This window comes from Jiangella endophytica, assembly GCF_003427025.1.
Taxonomy (GTDB): Bacteria; Actinomycetota; Actinomycetes; order Jiangellales; family Jiangellaceae; genus Jiangella; species Jiangella endophytica.
Genome location: NZ_QVAI01000028.1, coordinates 1 through 16462, shown reverse-complemented (window position 1 = coordinate 16462; position 16462 = coordinate 1). Strand labels below are relative to the sequence as shown.

Genomic DNA, 16462 nt, shown 5'->3' with positions numbered 1-16462 from the left:
GGTGCGACCGCACCAGAGGTGCCAGACTGTAATCTGATTACACGGCCGCGAGGAGGCTCAGCATGTCGGTCCAGGGATTCGCCGGCGACGGCTACGAGGGCGTCACCGAGCTACTGACCAGGTTCGTCGCCGAGCATCAGGAGACCGGCGCCGGCCTGTCGATCTGGTCGGCGGGCCATGAGGTCGTCAACCTCACCGCCGGCTGGAGCGACGCCGCGCGGACGCAGCCGTGGCAGCCGGACACCCTGGCGCACACCTACTCGACCTCCAAGCCGTTCGCCGCGCTGGCCACGCTGACCGCCGCGGCCGCGGCCGGGCTGGAGCTGGACCGGCCGGTGGCGGCGTATTGGCCCGAGTACTGGCAGGCGGGCAAGGACGAGACGACTCTGCGCGACGTGCTCACCCACCGCGCGGGCCAGTCCGTCTTCCCGCCCGCGGCCGAGACGGTCGACCTGATCGACGAGGAGGCGCTGCGCGCGATCCTCGCGGCGGCGCCGCCCGAGACCCGGCCGGGCACCGTGCTGGCCGAGCACGCTCTCACCTACGGTCACCTGCTCGACGGCGTGCTGCGCGCCGCCACCGGGCAGGCCCTCGGGTACTGGTTCAACGACGTGGCCCGGCCGGCGCTGGGCATGGACGCCTGGTTCGGCGTCCCCACGAGCGAGCTGCCGCGGGTGGCCGAGCTCGAGCACGGCCTGCCCGGCGGCGCGGCCCAGATGCTGGTCGAGGTCTGCCCGACCTACGACCGCGCCCTCTCCCGGCCGCTCGGCGCGATGGACATGACGAGGATCAACTCGGCCGCGTTCCGGCAGTCGACGTTCGCGGCGATCAACCTGCACACGTCGGCTCGGGCACTCGCCGGCTTCTATGCCACGGTGACCAACCCGGACGGCCCGCTGCGCGAGCTGCTGGGCGAGAAGCTGCATGCCGAGTTCGTCACCACCCAGGTGACCGACGTCGACCAGACCGTCCAGGAGCGGGTGAACTGGACACTGGGCATGTTCCGCACCGACCACTTCATCGGCATGGGCGGCCTCGGCGGCTCCGCGGGCTACTGGTCGTTCACCAACGACCACGCCGTCGCCTACGTGACCCGGCGCCTGCACGACCACGGCCGCATCGGGCAGATCGCGCTCTCGATGGGCGACAACCTGATCAAGGCCGTCTGAACTCCGCCAGCGCCGCCGCCAGCTCGGCCCGGTAGCGCTCGACGTTGGCGAGCTTGACGTCCTCGTAGCCGCGCACGACGTCGGGCAGGCCGGCGACGCGCACCGCCCGGTCGAGCGTCGCGGCGTCGAGGCGGGCGACCAGCTCGTCGACGACCGCGGCGTACTCGCCGACCAGCTCGCGCTCGACCCGGCGGACGCGGGCCCGGCCGAACGGGTCGAACGCGGTGCCCCGCAGGAATCGCATGGCCCGCAGCACCCGGAAGACGACCCGGAACCAGGGGCCCAGCCGCAGCTTGCGTTTCATGCCGAGCGCGCGCAACACCGGCGGGTGCAGGTTCCACGACGCCCGGGCCCCGGGACCGAATCGCTCCTCGATCTCGGCCCGGGACTCCGGCCGCACCGCCAGCCGGGCGACCTCGTACTCGTCCTTGTAGGCCATCAACTTGTGCAGGTTCCGCGCCACCGTCTCGGCCAGGACCGTCGAGTCGGGGTCGACGGCCGCCTCCGCCAGGCGCACCTGCTCGACCCGCGCCGCGTACCGCGCCGCGTAGGCGGCGTTCTGGTAGCCGGTGAGCTCGGCGACCCGCAGCGCCACCACGTCCGCGAGCCCACCCGTCCCGGCGGGCCGGCTCGCGCTCCGCGTCTCGGCCAGGGCGGTGACGACGTCGGGCGCGGCGACGTATTGGCGGCCACGACGGAATGCCTGCAGGTTGGCGTCGACCGCGACGCCGTTGAGGCGGATCGCCTCCTCGATCGCCGCGGCCGGCAGCGGCAGCCCGCCGGTCTGGAACCCGGCGCCGACGAGGAACAGGTTGGCGTACTGGTCGTCGCCGAACAGCGCGGTGGTCAGCTCCCGCGCGTCCAGCAGGTGAGTCGTCCGCGCGCCGGCGCGGACCCGCCCGGCCAGCTCGTCGACGTCCGGGAAGCCGACGGAGACGTCGCTCACCATCCGGCCGGTGGGCAGCTCGGCGACCGAGAGGACGGCGGTGGTGCGGCCGGGCGAGGCCACGGCCAGGTGCGTGGGGTCGGCGGCGACCAGCAGGTCGCAGCCCAGGTAGAGGTCGCACTCCCCCGCCGCGAGCTTGTTCGCCTCCTGGCCGGCGCGGCGGAAGCGGACGTCGGACACCACGGCGCCGCCCTTCTGCGCCAGGCCCGTCTGGTCCAGGGAGCGCACGTTCCAGCCCGCCAGCAGACCGGCGGTGGCCAGGATCTGCGACGCCGTCACCACCCCGGTGCCGCCGACCCCCGCGAGCCGCGCGCCGAACCCGTCGCGCTCGGCGACCGGGGGCGGGTCGGGCAGCTCCGCCGCATCGATGCCCGCCACCCCGGCGCCGCGGCCGGCGGCCGGCGGCCCCGTGACCGTCAGGAACGCCGGGCAGTCGCCCTCCAGGCAGCTGTAGTCGAGGTTGCAGGACCCCTGGTGGATCGCGGTCTTGCGGCCGAACTCGGTGGCGACGGGCTGCACCGACAGGCAGTTGGACTTACGGCCACAGTCGCCGCAGCCCTCGCAGATCCGCTCGTCGATGACGACGCGGGTCTCCGGCCGCTGGTCCTTCGAGCGACGACGGCGGCGGCGGCGCTCGGTGGCGCACTCCTGGTCATGGACGAGGACGGTGACACCGGGGGTGGCGGCCAGCACGCGCTGCGCCTCGTCGAACCGGGAGCGGTCCCAGACGACGACGCCGGCCGGGAGCCGGTGCCGCCGGTACCGGCTGGTGTCCTCCGTCGTCACGATGATGCGCGCCACGCCCTCGGCGCGCAGCACGTCGACCACTTGGGCGACGGTCATGCCGCCCGCCGGACGCTGCCCGCCGGTCATCGCGACCGCGGAGTTGTAGAGCAGCTTGTAGGTGATGTTGACGCCCGCGGCGACGGCGGCCCTGATGGCCAGCGAGCCGGAGTGGTCGAACGTCCCGTCGCCGAGGTTCTGCACGTAGTGCGCCCGGTCCACGAACGGCGCCATGCCGATCCACTGCAGCCCCTCGCCGCCCATCTGGCTCAGCCCGGTGACGGTGCCGACCTGCGCCTCGTCCATCAGCAGCACCATGGCGTGGCAGCCGATCCCGGCGCCGGTCAGCGAGCCGTCGAGCGGCTTGGTGGAGGTGTTGTGCGGGCAGCCGGAGCAGAAGTACGGCGCACGCTTCAGCAGCGGGAGCTGGGTGCGGCCGGCCGGTGCGGTGGGACTGCGGTCCGGTGCCTCCGTCGTCAATCCATGGGCGGCGAGCCGCCTGCCGAGCCGGGCCGCTACGAGGTCGACGTCGAGCTCGCCGTGCGCCGGGAACAGCTCGGCGCCGCCGGGGTCGGTCTTGCCCGTCACGACCGGCCGGCGGTCGAGGTCGTAGAGAGCGTCGCGCAGCGCCGTCGCCAGGAAGGAGCGCTTCTCCTCGACGACCACGACCTCGTCGAGACCGGCGGCGAACTCGCGGAGCACCTGCTCGTCCAGCGGGTAGGGCATGGCGACCTTGAGCAGCCGGATCGGGCTGTCCTCGAGCGCGTCCGCCGCGAGGCCGAGCTTCTCCAGCGCCGTCACGACGTCCAGGTGGGTGCGACCGGCGGCGACGATCCCGAGCCGGTCCGCCGTCCCCCGCCCGACGGTCCGGTTGAGGTCGTTCAGCCGCGCGTACTCCCGGGCCAGCCGCAGCCGGGTGGTGAGCTGGTCGCGCTCGAGCGGGCCGAGCGTCGGCTGCAGCAGCCGCGCCGTCGGCACGTGCCGCTTCGCCCCGGCGGGCAGCACCGGGCCGGGGCGGTCGTCGCCGAGCTCGACGGTCGACGTGCCGTCGGCCACCGATGTCACGACCTTCAGCCCGACCCACAGCCCGCTGGCCCGCGACAGCTCGACGGCGTGCAGCCCCAGCTCCAGCACCTCGCCGCTGTCCGCCGGATAGAGGAAGGGCATGGCGAGGTCGGCCAGCGCGAACTCCGAGGCGCACGGCACACTGCTCGACTTGGCGGCGGGGTCGTCGCCGACCAGCACGAGCGCGCCACCGCACGGGTGGGCGCCCATCAGATTGCCGTGCCGCAGGGCGTCCGTGGCGCGGTCGAGCCCGGGCGCCTTGCCGTACCAGATGCCCAGGACGCCGTCGCGGCTCGCGCCGTCGACGGTGGCCGCGAGCTGGCTGCCCTGCACCGACGTGGCCGCCGCCTCCTCGTTGAGCCCGGGCACGAAGGTCACCGCGTTCGCCTCGAGCAGGTCGCGGATGCGGTTCAGCTCGAGGTCGTAGCCGGCCAGGGGCGACCCCTCGTAGCCGGAGATGAACGTGCCTGTGTCGAGGCCGGCGTTGCGGTCGCGGCGGGCCTGCTCGATGGGCAGCCGGGCCAGGGCCTGGATGCCGGTCAGCTGAACCCGTCCCCGAGCCGCCGTGTAGCGGTCACGGGGCCGGACGACGGTCGCAGTCACGTCGAGCCCTTCCGAGTGTGCCGATGGTTCACCTACTCTGAGGATCGGCGTACCATCGGGCAAGGCTACTCGGCTCGAAGTGGGCCAGTTGTCCGAAACCATCGCGCCTCGAGCGCTCCGAGACGACCAATGGCCAGGCACCCGTGACACCCGCACTCGATCCGCTGGACCTCTCGATCCTCCGGCTGTGTCTCGAGCGGCCCCGGGCCGGCGTGCGCGAGTACGCCCGGTTGCTCGGCGTCGCCCGCGGCACCGTCCAGTCCCGGCTGGACCGGATGGCCCGGCTCGGCGTGATCACCGGCTACGAGCCGACCCTCGCGCCGGCCGCGCTCGGCTTCACGGGCCTGGCCTATGTGCGGCTGAACCTGGCGCAGGGGGTGCTCGACCACGTCACCGAGCGGCTCGCCGAGATCCCCGAGGTGATCCAGGTCGACTCCATCGCCGGCGACGCCGACCTGATGTGCCACGTCGTCTCCACCGGCCCGGAGAACACCGAGGAGGTCATCCAGCAGATCGTGGCCGTGCCCGGGGTGTTGCGGAGCCGGACCGAGCCGGTGCTGCGCCGGAGGGTCCCGCACCGGGTCCGGCCGCTGATCGAGCGCATGGCCCGCGACGCCTCCGCCTCCGATCGGTGACGTGACCGCGCCACCTCACGTGCCGGTGCCGACGAGATGCACGGGCCCGGTGAGCCGCACCCGCACGCGGGCGCCCGGTGTGAGGTCGACGCCGGCGCCGACCCGGGCCCGCGCACTGTCACCGCCGGGCAGGGTCAGGTGCACCACCTGGTCGTGGCCGAAGTAGGCGATCCTGTCGACGACGGCCGCCGGTCCGTCGTACGCGTCGTCGGCGGACAGGGCGAGCTGTTCCGGGCGCACCACCACGGTGACCTCGCCGGGATCGGTCGCGGCGTGTTCGTGCCGGCCCAGCGGCGTCGACACCAGGGTGCCGTCGGTGCGGCCGGGCAGCAGCAGGGCGTCGCCGAGGAAGCGGGCCAGCCAGCCCGTGCGGGGGCTGCGGTAGAGCTCCCGGGGCGTGCCGGTCTGGACGATGCGGCCGCCGGACAGCACGGCGACGCGGTCGCTGAGGGAGAGCGCCTCGTCCTGGTCGTGCGTGATGAGCACGGCCGCGGTGCCGCTCTCGCGCAGCACGGCGCGCACCTGATCGCGCAGGCCCGCCCGGAGGGTGGAGTCCAGCGCGGCGAACGGCTCGTCGAGCAGCACGAGGTCCGGCTCGGGCGCGAGGGCGCGGGCGAGGGCGACCCGCTGGCGTTGACCGCCGGAGAGCTCGTGCGGCATCCGCCGGCCGTGGTCCGCGAGGCCGACGAGGTCGAGCAGGGCGGCGATCCGAGCCGGTCGCGAGCGGGTCGGCCAGCGGCCCCCGCGCAGGCCGAAGCCGACGTTCTGCGCGACGGTGAGGTGCCCGAACAGCGCACCCTCCTGCGGCACCAGGCCGATCCGGCGGCGCTCGGGCGCCAGCCCGGTGACGTCGCGTCCGCCCAGCACGATGCGTCCGGAGTCGGGCCGGTGCAGGCCCGCGACGGTGCGCAGCAGCGTCGTCTTGCCGCTGCCGCTGACACCGAGGACGCTGACGAACTCGCGCTCCTCGACGTCGAGGGAGACGTCGTGCAGGACGGGCCCGGTGCGGTAGCCCGCCACGAGCCGGCGCAGTTCGAGGGTCATCGGCGGATCCGTTCCGGTCGTGAGAGCAGCCAGGCCGGCACGGCGGCGACGAGCACCAGGGCGAGCGCCGCCGGAGTCGCCGCGCCGTAGGCGCCGACCGCGGTGCGCTGCCACAGCTCGGTGGCCAGCGTGTCGACCCCGGTGGGCCGCAGCAGGAGGGTCGCGGGCAGTTCCTTCATCGCCGTGACGGCGACGAGCAGCGCCGCCGCGGCGACGCCCGGGGCGGCGTGCCGGAGGGTGACCCCGGCCCAGGTCCGCAGCGCCGACCGGCCCAGCGTCCGCGCGACCTCCTCGACGGCAGGCGGGGTGCGTTCGACGGCGGCCCGGGTGGCTCCGATCGCCTTGGGCAGGAAGAGCACCGCGTAGGCGAAGCACAGGACGGCGGCGCTCTGGTAGAGGCCGGGCACGACCCGCAGCGAGAAGAAGACCAGGGAGAGCCCGACGACGATCCCGGGCAGCGCGTGGCCGAGGTACGACACACCCTCCAGCGCCGCCACCGTCCGGGTCCGCCGCCGCGCCGCCAGGTGCGCGATCGGCAGCGCGAGCACGACCGTGAGCAGAGCACCGGCGGTGCTGAGGGTGACGGTGGACAGGGCGCTCTCCCCCAGTCCGGCCCAGTCGATCTCGACGCGGGTGGCGGCGGCCAGCCGACCGGCCAGCACGGTCAGCGGGAAGGCCAGCGAGGCCGCGGCGAGCGCCGTCATGGCCACCAGCGCCGCCACCGTCCCGGCCCGGCCGAGGCGCACCGGAGCAGCCGGGGCGGTGGTCCGGACGGTGGCCACGGCGCCGCGGCCGGCCCGCCGCCTGGCGGCCCGCTCGGCCAGCACGACCAGCAGCGCGAGGACGGCCAGGACCAGCGCCATCACCGCGGCCAGGGTCCGGTCGAAGGTGCCCTGGTAGGCGGCGTGGACGGCCCAGGTGTAGGCCTCGTACCGGAACAGCGACACCGCGCCGAAGTCGGACAGCGTGTACAGGGCGGCCAGCAGCGTCCCGGCCAGGGCGGCCGGCAGCACCTGCGGCAGCGTCACCGTCAGGAACGTGCCGGCGGCACCCCGCCCGAGCGTCCGCGCGACGTCGGAGAGTCCCTGGTCGGCGAGCCGGAACGCCGCCATCGTGGGCAGTGTCACGTACGGCAGGCAGGCCAGCACCATGACGGCGGTCAGCGGCCACAGCCCGTGTATGCCGGGCCAGGTGGCCAGCCAGGCGAACGCCGCCACGTACGACGGCATCGCCAGCGGCAGCGACGCGAGCACCCACCACAGCCGGCGGGCCGGCAGGTCGGCCCGGGTCAGCAGCCAGGCCAGCGCCACCCCGAGCACGAGGCAGCCGGCCGAGACCAGCCCGACCAGCACCGCGGAGTTGACCGCCAGCTCCCAGGTGCGCTCGCGCCACAGCGCCTGCCAGGCGCGGTCCGCGCCGGCATCGGCGACGCGGACGACCAGGTAGCCCAGCGGGATCGCCGCGGCGGCCGCCACGAGGGTGGCGGCCGCCAGCAGCGCGACGGGCGGACGGCGCTCGCTCAGAGCAGTCCCACCTCGGTGAGCAGGCCGACGGTGTCCTCCAGCGACTCCAGCTGCGACAGGTCGAGGTCCGGCGCGCCCAGGTCGGCCAGTGCGGGCACGCCCTGCGGGCCGGTGACGCCGTCGACCAGGGGGTACTCCGCCGTCTCCTCGGCGAAGTAGGTCTGCGCCTGCTCGCTCAGGAGGAAGTCGACCAGCTCCAGCGCGGCCTCGGAGCCGCCGGCCTCGGCGAGCACGCCCACGCCGGACGTGTTGACCAGGGCACTCACGCTGCCAGGGTCGCCGAACTTGAGCTGGACCCGCAGCTGGGCCGGGTCGCTCTCGTGGCCGGCCCAGTAGTAGTGGTTGATCAGGCCCAGGCCGGCCGCGCCGGTGTTGACGGCCTCCAGGATCGCGCCGTTGCCGGAGTGGATCTGCGCCTCGTTGGCGACGAGCCCCTCCAACCAGGCCCGGGCGGCCTCCTCGCCCTCCGACACCCGCAGCGCGGTGACGAACGACTGGAACGACGCGTTCGTCGGGGCGATGGCGACCTGGCCGCGCCACCGCGGGTCGGCCAGCGCCTGGACGTCGCCGGGGACGTCCGCCTCGGTGTAGGTCTGGCTGTCGTAGGCGACGACCCGCGCCCGCCCCGTCAGCGCGACCCAGGACCCGTCGCGCGAGCTGTACTCCGGGGCGACGGCGGACGTGACCTCCTCGGGCAGCGTGGCGAGCCGCCCGGCCGAGGCCAGCGCGCCCAGGGCGCCGGCGTCCTGGGACAGGAACACGTCGGCGGGCGTCTGCTCGCCCTCCTCCAGCAGCTGCGCCGCCAGCTCGGTCGTCCCGGCGTAACGCACGTCGACGGTGCGGCCGGACGCGTCCTCGAACTGCTCCAGGAGCGGGCCGACCAGCTCCTCGTCGCGGCCGGAGTAGACGACGAGGGGCTCGTCCGCGTCGTCGGCCGCCTCGGCGGCGCCGGTGCCCTCGGCGGCCGGCTCGGCGTCATCACCACAGGCGGACAGCAGCAGCAGACTGCCCACGGCGGCGGCGAGCAGTCCCGGACGGAGAGAGCGCATGAGGGTCCTCAGGTCGTGACGAAGGGCCGGCGAACACCGGATAAGGGCAGGCTAACCTTGCTGATCAAGGGGGTGGATCCCTAAGATTCGGGGGTGCTCCCCGAACTCGCGGCGCCGTCCGGCTGCCTCTCCGTCCTGGTCGTGGACGATCACGCCGTCTTCGCCGAGGCTCTCGGCCTGGCCCTGGACGCCGATCCCGGGCTGCGCTGCGCCGCCGTCGCGCACACCGTCGACGACGCCCTCCGGCTGGCCCGCGACACCGTGTTCGACGTCGCCGTCGTCGACCACCACCTGCCCGGCGGCAGCGGGCTGCGGCTCGTCGAACCGCTGCTCGCCCTGCGGCCGGCCGCCCGGGTCGTGATGCTGACGGCCTACCCGCGGCCCGACCTCGCCGCCGACGCGCTCGCGGCCGGCGCCGTGGCCTTCCTCGCCAAGGAGAGCGCCCTCGCCGAGATCGTCGCCGCGGTGCGCACCGCCACCCGCGAACATCCCGTCGTCGCCGCGCTCCCCGAGCCCCCTGCGCACGGCCTGACCCCGCGCGAGCGCGAGGTGCTCCAACTGCTCGCCGAGGGCCGGGACGCCCGCGGCATCGCCCGCAGCTGCGGGCTGTCCATCCACACCGTCCGCGACCACATCAAGGCACTGCTGGCCAAACTGCGGGCGCGCACGCAGCTCGAGGCCGTCGTGACCGCCGCCCGGCACGGCCTGGTCCAGCTCGACCGCCCGTGAGGCTGCGACCCCGGCCCGGGTCGCTGGGCTCGGCGCTGCTGCGCCACGCCGCGCTGGCCGGGCTCGCCCTCGTCCTCGTGGCCGGTGTGACGATGATCGGCATCTGGCGCTACGCCGACGACGAGGCGCACCGCAGCGCCGAACAGGTGTCGACGGAGATCGCCGAGTCCGTCATCGTCGCGCTGGCCCGCTACGAGTACGAGCCGGCCGACGAGGAGCACCGCGCCCGGGTCATGCGCACGCTCGACCCGTACCTGCGCTCAGGGCTCGTGGACCGGGTGAAGATCTGGCGCCTCGACGGCGACCTCGCCACCATCGTCGTCTCCGACGAGCGCCGGATCGAGGGCGAGACCCGGCCCGTCGACCGCGACCTGGCTCGCCGGCTCGACGCCGGCGAAGCGGTCACGTTCCAGGTCCCCCTCGACGACGAGCACCGCTACGAGACCGACCGGGCCGACGAGCTCGTCGAGGTGTTCATCGGCTTCGAGGACGCCCGCGGCGCGCCGATGCGGCTCGAGCTCTACGTCCCCGTCGACATCGGCGGCACCGTCCGGCACGTCGCCGGCTCGCTGGTGCCACTCGTCCTCGGCGCGCTGGTCCTGCTCGCGCTGCTCACCCTGCCGCTCACGCTGGCGCTGGCGCGCCGCATGCGACGCGACGCCGAGCGGCGTCAGGACGTGCTGCGCTACGGGCTGGCCGCCTCGGACCGGGAGCGGCGCGAACTGGCGCGCCGGCTCCACGACGGCGTCATCCAGGACCTCGCCGGTGTCGGCCTGATGCTCGACACGGCGACCGGTGGCGAGTCCGCCGATCCCGGGCGGGAACGCCTGCTCCAGCGGGCCCGGTCGCTGGTCGCCGACGACGTCCGCGAGCTGCGGACGATGCTCACCGAGCTCACGCCCGCCGGCCCCGCGCCCGACGACCTGGCCGCGCTGCTCGAGCGACTCGCCGCTGAGGTGACGGCGCGAGCGGCGGACCCGCCGGCGGTCACCGTCGACGCCGCGCCGGGGCTGTCCCTGGACGACCACCGCGCGTTCCTCGTCTACCACGGCGTCCGCGAGCTGCTCCGCAACGCGGTCCGCCACGGCGCGGCCACCCACGTCGCGGTCAGCGCGGCCGACGACGGCGACGCGCTGACCGTGACCGTCGCCGACGACGGCGTGGGCTTCGATCCCGCGGCGGCGCGCGCCACCGGCCACCTCGGGCTGCGGCTGGTCGAGCAGGCCCTCACGGACGAGGGTGGCGGGCTCACCGTGCGCTCGTCACCCGGGACCGGCAGTCGCGTTACCGTCCGTATCCCGCACGGACCGCCACCGGGTCCCGGTGCCGGCAGCCGGGTGCGGTGAGGCGCCGGCCGCGCCAGGCTGTCGTCCCGGGTCCCGCCCGTCGTGCCCGCCGTGCCACGAGGCCCACAGGCGGGCGTAGTGGCCGCCCGCGCTGACGAGCTGGTCGTGGGTGCCGAGCTCGACCAGTTCGCCGGCCTCCAGCACCGCCACCCGGTCGGCGTCGTGCGCGGTCTGCAGCCGGTGGGCGATGGCGATGACCGTGCGCCCGCGCAGCAGCGCCGCCAGCGACCGCTCCGTCTCCCGCGCGGTCCTCGGGTCGAGCAGCGCCGTCGCCTCGTCCAGGATCAGGGTGTGCGGGCCGGCGAGCACGACCCGCGCCAGCGACAGCTGCTGGGCACGCGCGCCATCGAGACTGATGCCGGCGCCGATCTCGGTGTCCAGGCCCCGCGGCAGGTCGTCGATCCAGCGCGCGCCCACCGCCTCGAGCGCGCCGCGCAGCTCCTCGTCGGAGGCGTGCGGCCGCACCACCCGCAGGTTGTCGCGCACCGTGTCGTGGAAGACGTGGTGGTCCTGGGTCACCAGCACCACCTGTTCGCGCAGCCGGTCCGGGGGCAGGTCGGCCACGGGCGTCCCGCCCACGGTCACCGACCCGGTTCGCGGCCGGTCGAGACCCGCCAGCAGCCGGGCCAGCGTGGACTTCCCCGCTCCTGAGGCGCCGACGACGGCCAGCCGCTCGCCGGGCCGAACCACCAGGTCGACCCCACGCAGCACGTCCCGGCCGCCGTCGTAGGCGTAGCGGACGCCGGACACCTCGATGCGGTCGTCCTCGGGCGACCCGGCGGGACCGGGCTCCTCGCGCGGCACCTCCGCGAGTCCCTCGAGCCGCGCGTAGGACGCGATCGCTCCCTGGACCTGCTCCACCCACAGCGTCAGCGTGTCCAGCGGACCCACCAGCTGCCGCATGTACACCGTCGCGGTGACCACCACGCCGACGCTGACCAGACCGTTCGCGTGCATCGCCCCGCCCACCAGCAGAACGCCGACGACCGGCAGCGCGCAGGAGACGTCGAACGACGGGAACAGGACGGTCCGCAGCCACAGCGTCCGGAGCCGGGCGGCCCTCGCGTCGGCGACCGCCGCGTCCGCGGCCTGCGCGCGTCGGTCCTCCAGTGCGAGCGCCTCGATCGTGCGGGCACCCTTCGCGGTGCTCGTGACGACGTCGGCGAGCCGCGCGCCGGTGGCCGCCTCGGTCAGGTAGGCCGGACGGGCCCGCCGCAGGTACCAGCGCAGCGCTGCGCCCACACCCACGAGGCACACCAGTCCGCACAGTCCGAGCAGCGGGTTCAGCACCAGCACCGCGGCGATGAGCAAACCGGCCTGGACGACGGCCACGACGACCTCGGGCACCGCCCGGCGCAGCGTCGTCGCCACCACGGAGGCGTCCGTGCTCCCCCGGGCGACCAGGTCGCCGGCGGGCACATGCTCCGCGACGGACGGCGGCAGCGCGAGCGCACGCGCCAGGAACCGCTCGCGCACCCGGGCCGCCGTGCGCTCACCGAACCGGTAGCCCACCGCGAGTGCCCACCGCCCCAGCAGCACCTGCGCGACGGTGAACACCAGCACGCCGAGCGCCAGGCGATCGACGGTGCCGAGCACGTCGCCGGAGCCCGCCCGGACCGCGTCGACGATCCGGCCGAGCAGCCACGGCCCGGCGAGGCCCGCCGCGGAGGCCAGGACGTTGAGCAGCAGGAGGCCGGCCACCGCGCCGCGTTCCGCCCGCAGGTCGGCCCACGCCGCGGCCCGCACGCGGGCTCCCCCTGCCACGGGCACCATGGCGCTCACGAGCCGGCCTGCCCGTCCTGCACGCGGGAGACCAGGTCACGGTACGCGGGGTCGTCGCGCAGCAGCTCCTCGTGCGTGCCCGACGCCACGGCGCGACCCCTGGCCAGGAAGACGACCTCGTCGGCCCGGTCGAGCACCAGCGGCGACGTCGTCGTCACCACCGTCGTGAGGCCGCGCCTGGCGGCGCGCAGCCGGTCGACCACGGCGGCCTCGGTGTGCGCGTCGACCGCGGAGGTCGGCTCGACGGCCAGCAGCACGTCCGGTGCGGCATAGAGGGCGCGCGCCAGACGGAGCCGCTGCCGCTGCCCGCCCGACAGGGTGCTGGCGCCCCAGGTGACGGGCGCGTCGAGGCCGCCGGGCAGCGCGTCCACGACGTCCTCCGCCACCGCGGTGCGCACCGCCGCGTGGACCCGCTGGTCGTCGGGCTCATGGCGGCCGGCGACGGCGGTGCGCACCGTCCCCGCGAACAGCTCGGCGTCGTTGTCGGCCACGACCAGCCGTTCGCGCAGCAGGCCGGGAGCCACCGCGTCGATCCGCACCCCGGCCCACGTCGCGTCGGTGCGGGTGAAGCGGCCCAGCCGCTCCATCACCGCGACGGCCTCGCCGGGACGCGCGCTCACCAGCGCCGTGAACAGACCGGGCCGCACGACGACGCCGGACTCCGGGTCGGCCAGCGGCCCGCAGCCCGGCGGGACGTCGAGCCCGTCACGGACGCGGTCGCGTTCGGGCCGCAGCTCGAGCAGGCCGACGATGCGGCGGGCGGCCACCCGCGCGCGGGCGAGGTCGCCGCCGCCCTCGATGAGGGACGACACGGGCACGACCAGGACGGCGACGTAGCCGTAGACCGCGACGAGGTCTCCGACGGTGATGTCGCCCTGTGCGGTCATGCGCGCCGACAGCCACACCACCGCGGCCAGGAACAATGCGGGTAACCCACTCGCCAGCGCGCTCACCCAGCTCGCCGGGCCGCCGGCACGATAGCCGCGCTCCACGAGCCCCCGCGACCGCCCCAGGTAGCGCTCGGCCGCGAACTGCTTGCCTCCGAGGCCGTTGAGCACCCGCAGCCCGCCCAGGATGTCCACCAGCCGCGTGGTCAGCAGGCCCATGTCCAGGCGGTAGTCGCCGCCGGTGCGCTCGATGTGGCGCAGCAGCGGCCCGACGGTCGCGGCCAGCAGCGGCACCCCGGCGAGGACGACCAGGGCCAGGAGCGGCGAGATGGCATACAGCACCACGGCGACCACCGCGTACGCCACGACCGCGCCGAACCCCGGGCCCGTCACGGTCATCGACTGCGCGACGGCCTGAACGTCGGTGATCCCGATCGTCACCACCTCGCCCGTGCCGATCCGCCGGGACAGCGAGGAGCCCAGCCGGGCGGTGTGCCGCACGACCGTCCGCACCGTGCGGAACGACGCGTCCATGCGGATCTTCGTCATGGTCCGATGCCGGAGAATCGCCAGCACGGCGGTCAGCACGCTCACCACGACCAGCACCACGGACCACGTGACCAGGGCGGCGGTGTCGCCGGCGACGAGACCGTCATCGATCGCGCGCGACAGCACCCACGGCGGCACGGCCAGGCCGACCATCCAGGCACTCCCCAGCGCCGCGCCGGCCGCGACGCGCCGTGCCTGCGACCGGGCGAGCCAGAGCAGGAAGCGGAAGGGGCCACTGGTGTCGCGGGGCGCGGGAGGGACCCAGTCGTCAGTCGTCCGATCCGCCGCCGCGTGGCTGTTCGGCACCAGCCGACCTTAGCGGTCTCACGTTCGCGCCGGACTCTGCCTCAGCGCGGGCGGCGGACCGGCGTTCCCGAGGCGAGGCGTTCGTCGCGCAGCACGCCCTCGACGACCGCGCCGTCGACGGTCTCCAGTTCCTGCAGCCGGGCGGCGAGCCGGTCGAGTGCGCCGCGATGCAGGCGCAGCAGGTCGACGGCCCGGTGTTCGGCGTCGGTGAGCAGCCGGGCCACCTCCTGGTCGATCAGGCGCTGGGTCTGCTCGGAGTAGGGCTTGCGCAGCAGGTCGTCGGGCGACTCGCCCAGGTACTGAGGCTGTCCCGTGCCGTACCCGACCGGGCCGACCCGGCTGGACAGGCCGAACTCGCGCACCATGCGGACGGCGATCTGCGTGGCTCCCGCGAGGTCGTTCGCGGCGCCGGTGGAGCCCTGTCCGAACACGACCAGTTCCGCGGCCCGCCCGCCGAGACGCACGGTGAGCAGGTCCAGCAGGTAGTCCTCGCTGTAGAGGTGCCGCTCCGCCTCCGGGAGCTGCTCGGTGACGCCCAGTGCCATGCCCGACGGCAGGATGGTCACCTTGGCCACCGGGTCGGCGTGCTCGCACAGCGCCGCGAGCAGCGCGTGCCCGGACTCGTGCACCGCCACGGCCCGCCGCTCGTCGGGCAGCAGCGCGTTCGAGGTCTCCCGGCGGCCCAGCAGGGTCCGGTCCCGGGCGGTGTCGAGGTCGGCGGCCGTGATGGTGGTCCGCCCGTCGCGGACCGCGTTGATCGCCGCCTCGTTCACCAGGTTCGCCAGGTCCGCGCCGGAGAACCCCGGCGTGCCACGGGCGACGCGGCCCAGCTCGACGTCGTCGCCGGGCCGCTTGCCCAGCGCGTGCACGGTGAGGATCGCCTCGCGCTCGGCCTGGTTGGGCAGCGGGACCGTGACCTGCCGGTCGAACCGGCCGGGCCGCAGCAGGGCGGGGTCCAGCGCCTCGGGCCGGTTGGTGGCCCCGAGCACGACGATGCCCACGTTGGGGTCGAAGCCGTCCAGCTCGGCCAGCAGCTGGTTGAGCGTCTGTTCCCGCTCGTCGTTCCCGCCGATGACGGCGCCGCCGCGCCGCGAGCCCACCGCGTCGAGCTCGTCGATGAAGACGATCGACGGCGCCCGTTTGCGCGCGTCGTCGAACAGGTCGCGCACCCGGGACGCGCCCACACCGACGAACATCTCGATGAACGCCGATCCGGTGATCGACAGGAACGGCACCGCGGCCTCGCCGGCGACCGCCCTCGCGAGCAGCGTCTTGCCGGTGCCCGGCGGCCCGACCATGATGACGCCGCGCGGACCCTTCGCGCCTGCGGCCCGGTAGCGCTCCGGGTCGCGCAGGAAGTCGACGACCTCCGACACCTCCTGCTTGACGCCCTCGTAGCCGGCCACGTCGGTGAATCTCGTCGTCGGGCGCTCGGCCTCGATGATCTGCGCCCGGGCCCGGCCGAACCCGCCCAGCCCGCCGGCCAGGGACCGTTGCGCCTGCCGCCCCATCCACACGAACAACCCGACGATCAGGATCAACGGCAGCCAGCCGAGCAGCACCGAGACGAACGACGTACTGCTCTGAGTGGCGGTCACCTCGACCTTGTGCGCCTCGAGGCCGGCGTTCAGACCGGCGGTGTCGATGGCGGTCGGCACCTGGGTGGTGAAGTCCGAGCCATCGGTGTAGGTCCCGTCGACCGCGCCCTTGTCGTTGATCGTCACCGACTTCACGTCGCCGGCGTCGACCTTCGTGACGAACTCGCTGTACGGCACCGACGACGCCTTCGTCGAGACCAGGCCGGGCAGCCACAGCAGCAGGACCGTCGCCAGCAACAGCAACGGCACCAGCCACCGCTGCCACCGTGGCGGAGGCGGCGGCACCCGCCGCGGCGGCTCGTCGGGCGGGCCGGGCTTGGCCGGCGACGTCCGATGCCGGCGATCCAGCAGAACTCGCCCGACCATGTCAGCTCCCACGACACCCACCACCAACACCTCCAGTGTTGCTCCGGAGGGGCCTTCGCTGCCACGATGCACGTCCGCGCCG

General features: G+C 74.7%; 11 protein-coding genes. 4 read left to right on the top strand and 7 right to left on the bottom strand.

Annotated elements, in window-relative coordinates; translation table 11 throughout:
- Positions 1 to 62: 62 nt before the first annotated feature.
- Positions 63 to 1169: a serine hydrolase domain-containing protein gene (locus DZA62_RS32765; RefSeq protein WP_116953179.1), complete on the top strand. Its 1107-nt coding sequence runs from the start codon at positions 63 to 65 to the stop codon at positions 1167 to 1169.
- On the opposite strand, the gene DZA62_RS32760 is transcribed toward DZA62_RS32765, so the two are convergent.
- Complete coding sequence (locus DZA62_RS32760) at positions 1156 to 4668, bottom strand: indolepyruvate ferredoxin oxidoreductase family protein (protein WP_116953178.1); 3513 nt, start codon at positions 4666 to 4668, stop codon at positions 1156 to 1158. The two genes, DZA62_RS32765 and DZA62_RS32760, sit on opposite strands and share 14 nt — an antisense overlap.
- 41 nt (positions 4669 to 4709) lie before the next feature.
- Between DZA62_RS32760 and DZA62_RS32755 the strand changes: the two genes are divergently transcribed.
- Complete coding sequence (locus DZA62_RS32755; protein WP_116953177.1) at positions 4710 to 5201, top strand: Lrp/AsnC family transcriptional regulator; 492 nt, start codon at positions 4710 to 4712, stop codon at positions 5199 to 5201.
- A 15-nt stretch (positions 5202 to 5216) separates the two neighbouring features.
- On the opposite strand, the gene DZA62_RS32750 is transcribed toward DZA62_RS32755, so the two are convergent.
- From DZA62_RS32750 to DZA62_RS32740, 3 genes are read right to left on the bottom strand one after another with little or no spacing between them, the layout of a single operon-like run.
- The gene (locus DZA62_RS32750; protein WP_116953176.1) at positions 5217 to 6245 is read right to left on the bottom strand and encodes an ABC transporter ATP-binding protein; all 1029 of its coding nucleotides are present in this window, start codon (positions 6243 to 6245) and stop codon (positions 5217 to 5219) included.
- Positions 6242 to 7720 (bottom strand): ABC transporter permease, encoded by a 1479-nt coding sequence (locus tag DZA62_RS32745; RefSeq protein ID WP_198664450.1) that lies wholly within the window; start codon positions 7718 to 7720, stop codon positions 6242 to 6244. Before DZA62_RS32745 ends, DZA62_RS32750 begins: the two co-directional genes overlap by 4 nt.
- 44 nt (positions 7721 to 7764) lie before the next feature.
- A complete protein-coding gene (locus tag DZA62_RS32740; RefSeq protein WP_116953175.1) occupies positions 7765 to 8817 on the bottom strand; it encodes an extracellular solute-binding protein in 1053 nt (350 codons plus the stop codon).
- A 93-nt stretch (positions 8818 to 8910) separates the two neighbouring features.
- On the opposite strand from DZA62_RS32740, the gene DZA62_RS32735 reads away from it, so the two are divergent.
- Together DZA62_RS32735 and DZA62_RS32730 are read left to right on the top strand one after the other, a co-directional pair.
- Positions 8911 to 9546: a response regulator transcription factor gene (locus tag DZA62_RS32735; RefSeq protein WP_116953174.1), complete on the top strand. Its 636-nt coding sequence runs from the start codon at positions 8911 to 8913 to the stop codon at positions 9544 to 9546.
- On the top strand, positions 9543 to 10892 hold the full coding sequence (locus tag DZA62_RS32730) for a sensor histidine kinase (protein ID WP_116953173.1): 1350 nt from the start codon (positions 9543 to 9545) through the stop codon (positions 10890 to 10892). Before DZA62_RS32735 ends, DZA62_RS32730 begins: the two co-directional genes overlap by 4 nt.
- Here the strand turns inward: DZA62_RS32730 and DZA62_RS32725 are convergent.
- From DZA62_RS32725 to ftsH, 3 genes are read right to left on the bottom strand one after another with little or no spacing between them, the layout of a single operon-like run.
- On the bottom strand, positions 10809 to 12665 hold the full coding sequence (locus DZA62_RS32725) for an ABC transporter ATP-binding protein (protein ID WP_408620134.1): 1857 nt from the start codon (positions 12663 to 12665) through the stop codon (positions 10809 to 10811). The genes DZA62_RS32730 and DZA62_RS32725 overlap by 84 nt on opposite strands.
- Before the next feature lie 5 nt (positions 12666 to 12670).
- On the bottom strand, positions 12671 to 14416 hold the full coding sequence (locus DZA62_RS32720) for an ABC transporter transmembrane domain-containing protein (RefSeq protein WP_116953171.1): 1746 nt from the start codon (positions 14414 to 14416) through the stop codon (positions 12671 to 12673).
- A 41-nt stretch (positions 14417 to 14457) separates the two neighbouring features.
- Positions 14458 to 16380 carry an ATP-dependent zinc metalloprotease FtsH gene (ftsH, locus tag DZA62_RS32715; protein WP_116953170.1) on the bottom strand — a complete coding sequence of 641 codons (1923 nt, stop codon included), beginning with the start codon at positions 16378 to 16380 and terminating at the stop codon, positions 14458 to 14460.
- Positions 16381 to 16462: the final 82 nt, after the last annotated feature.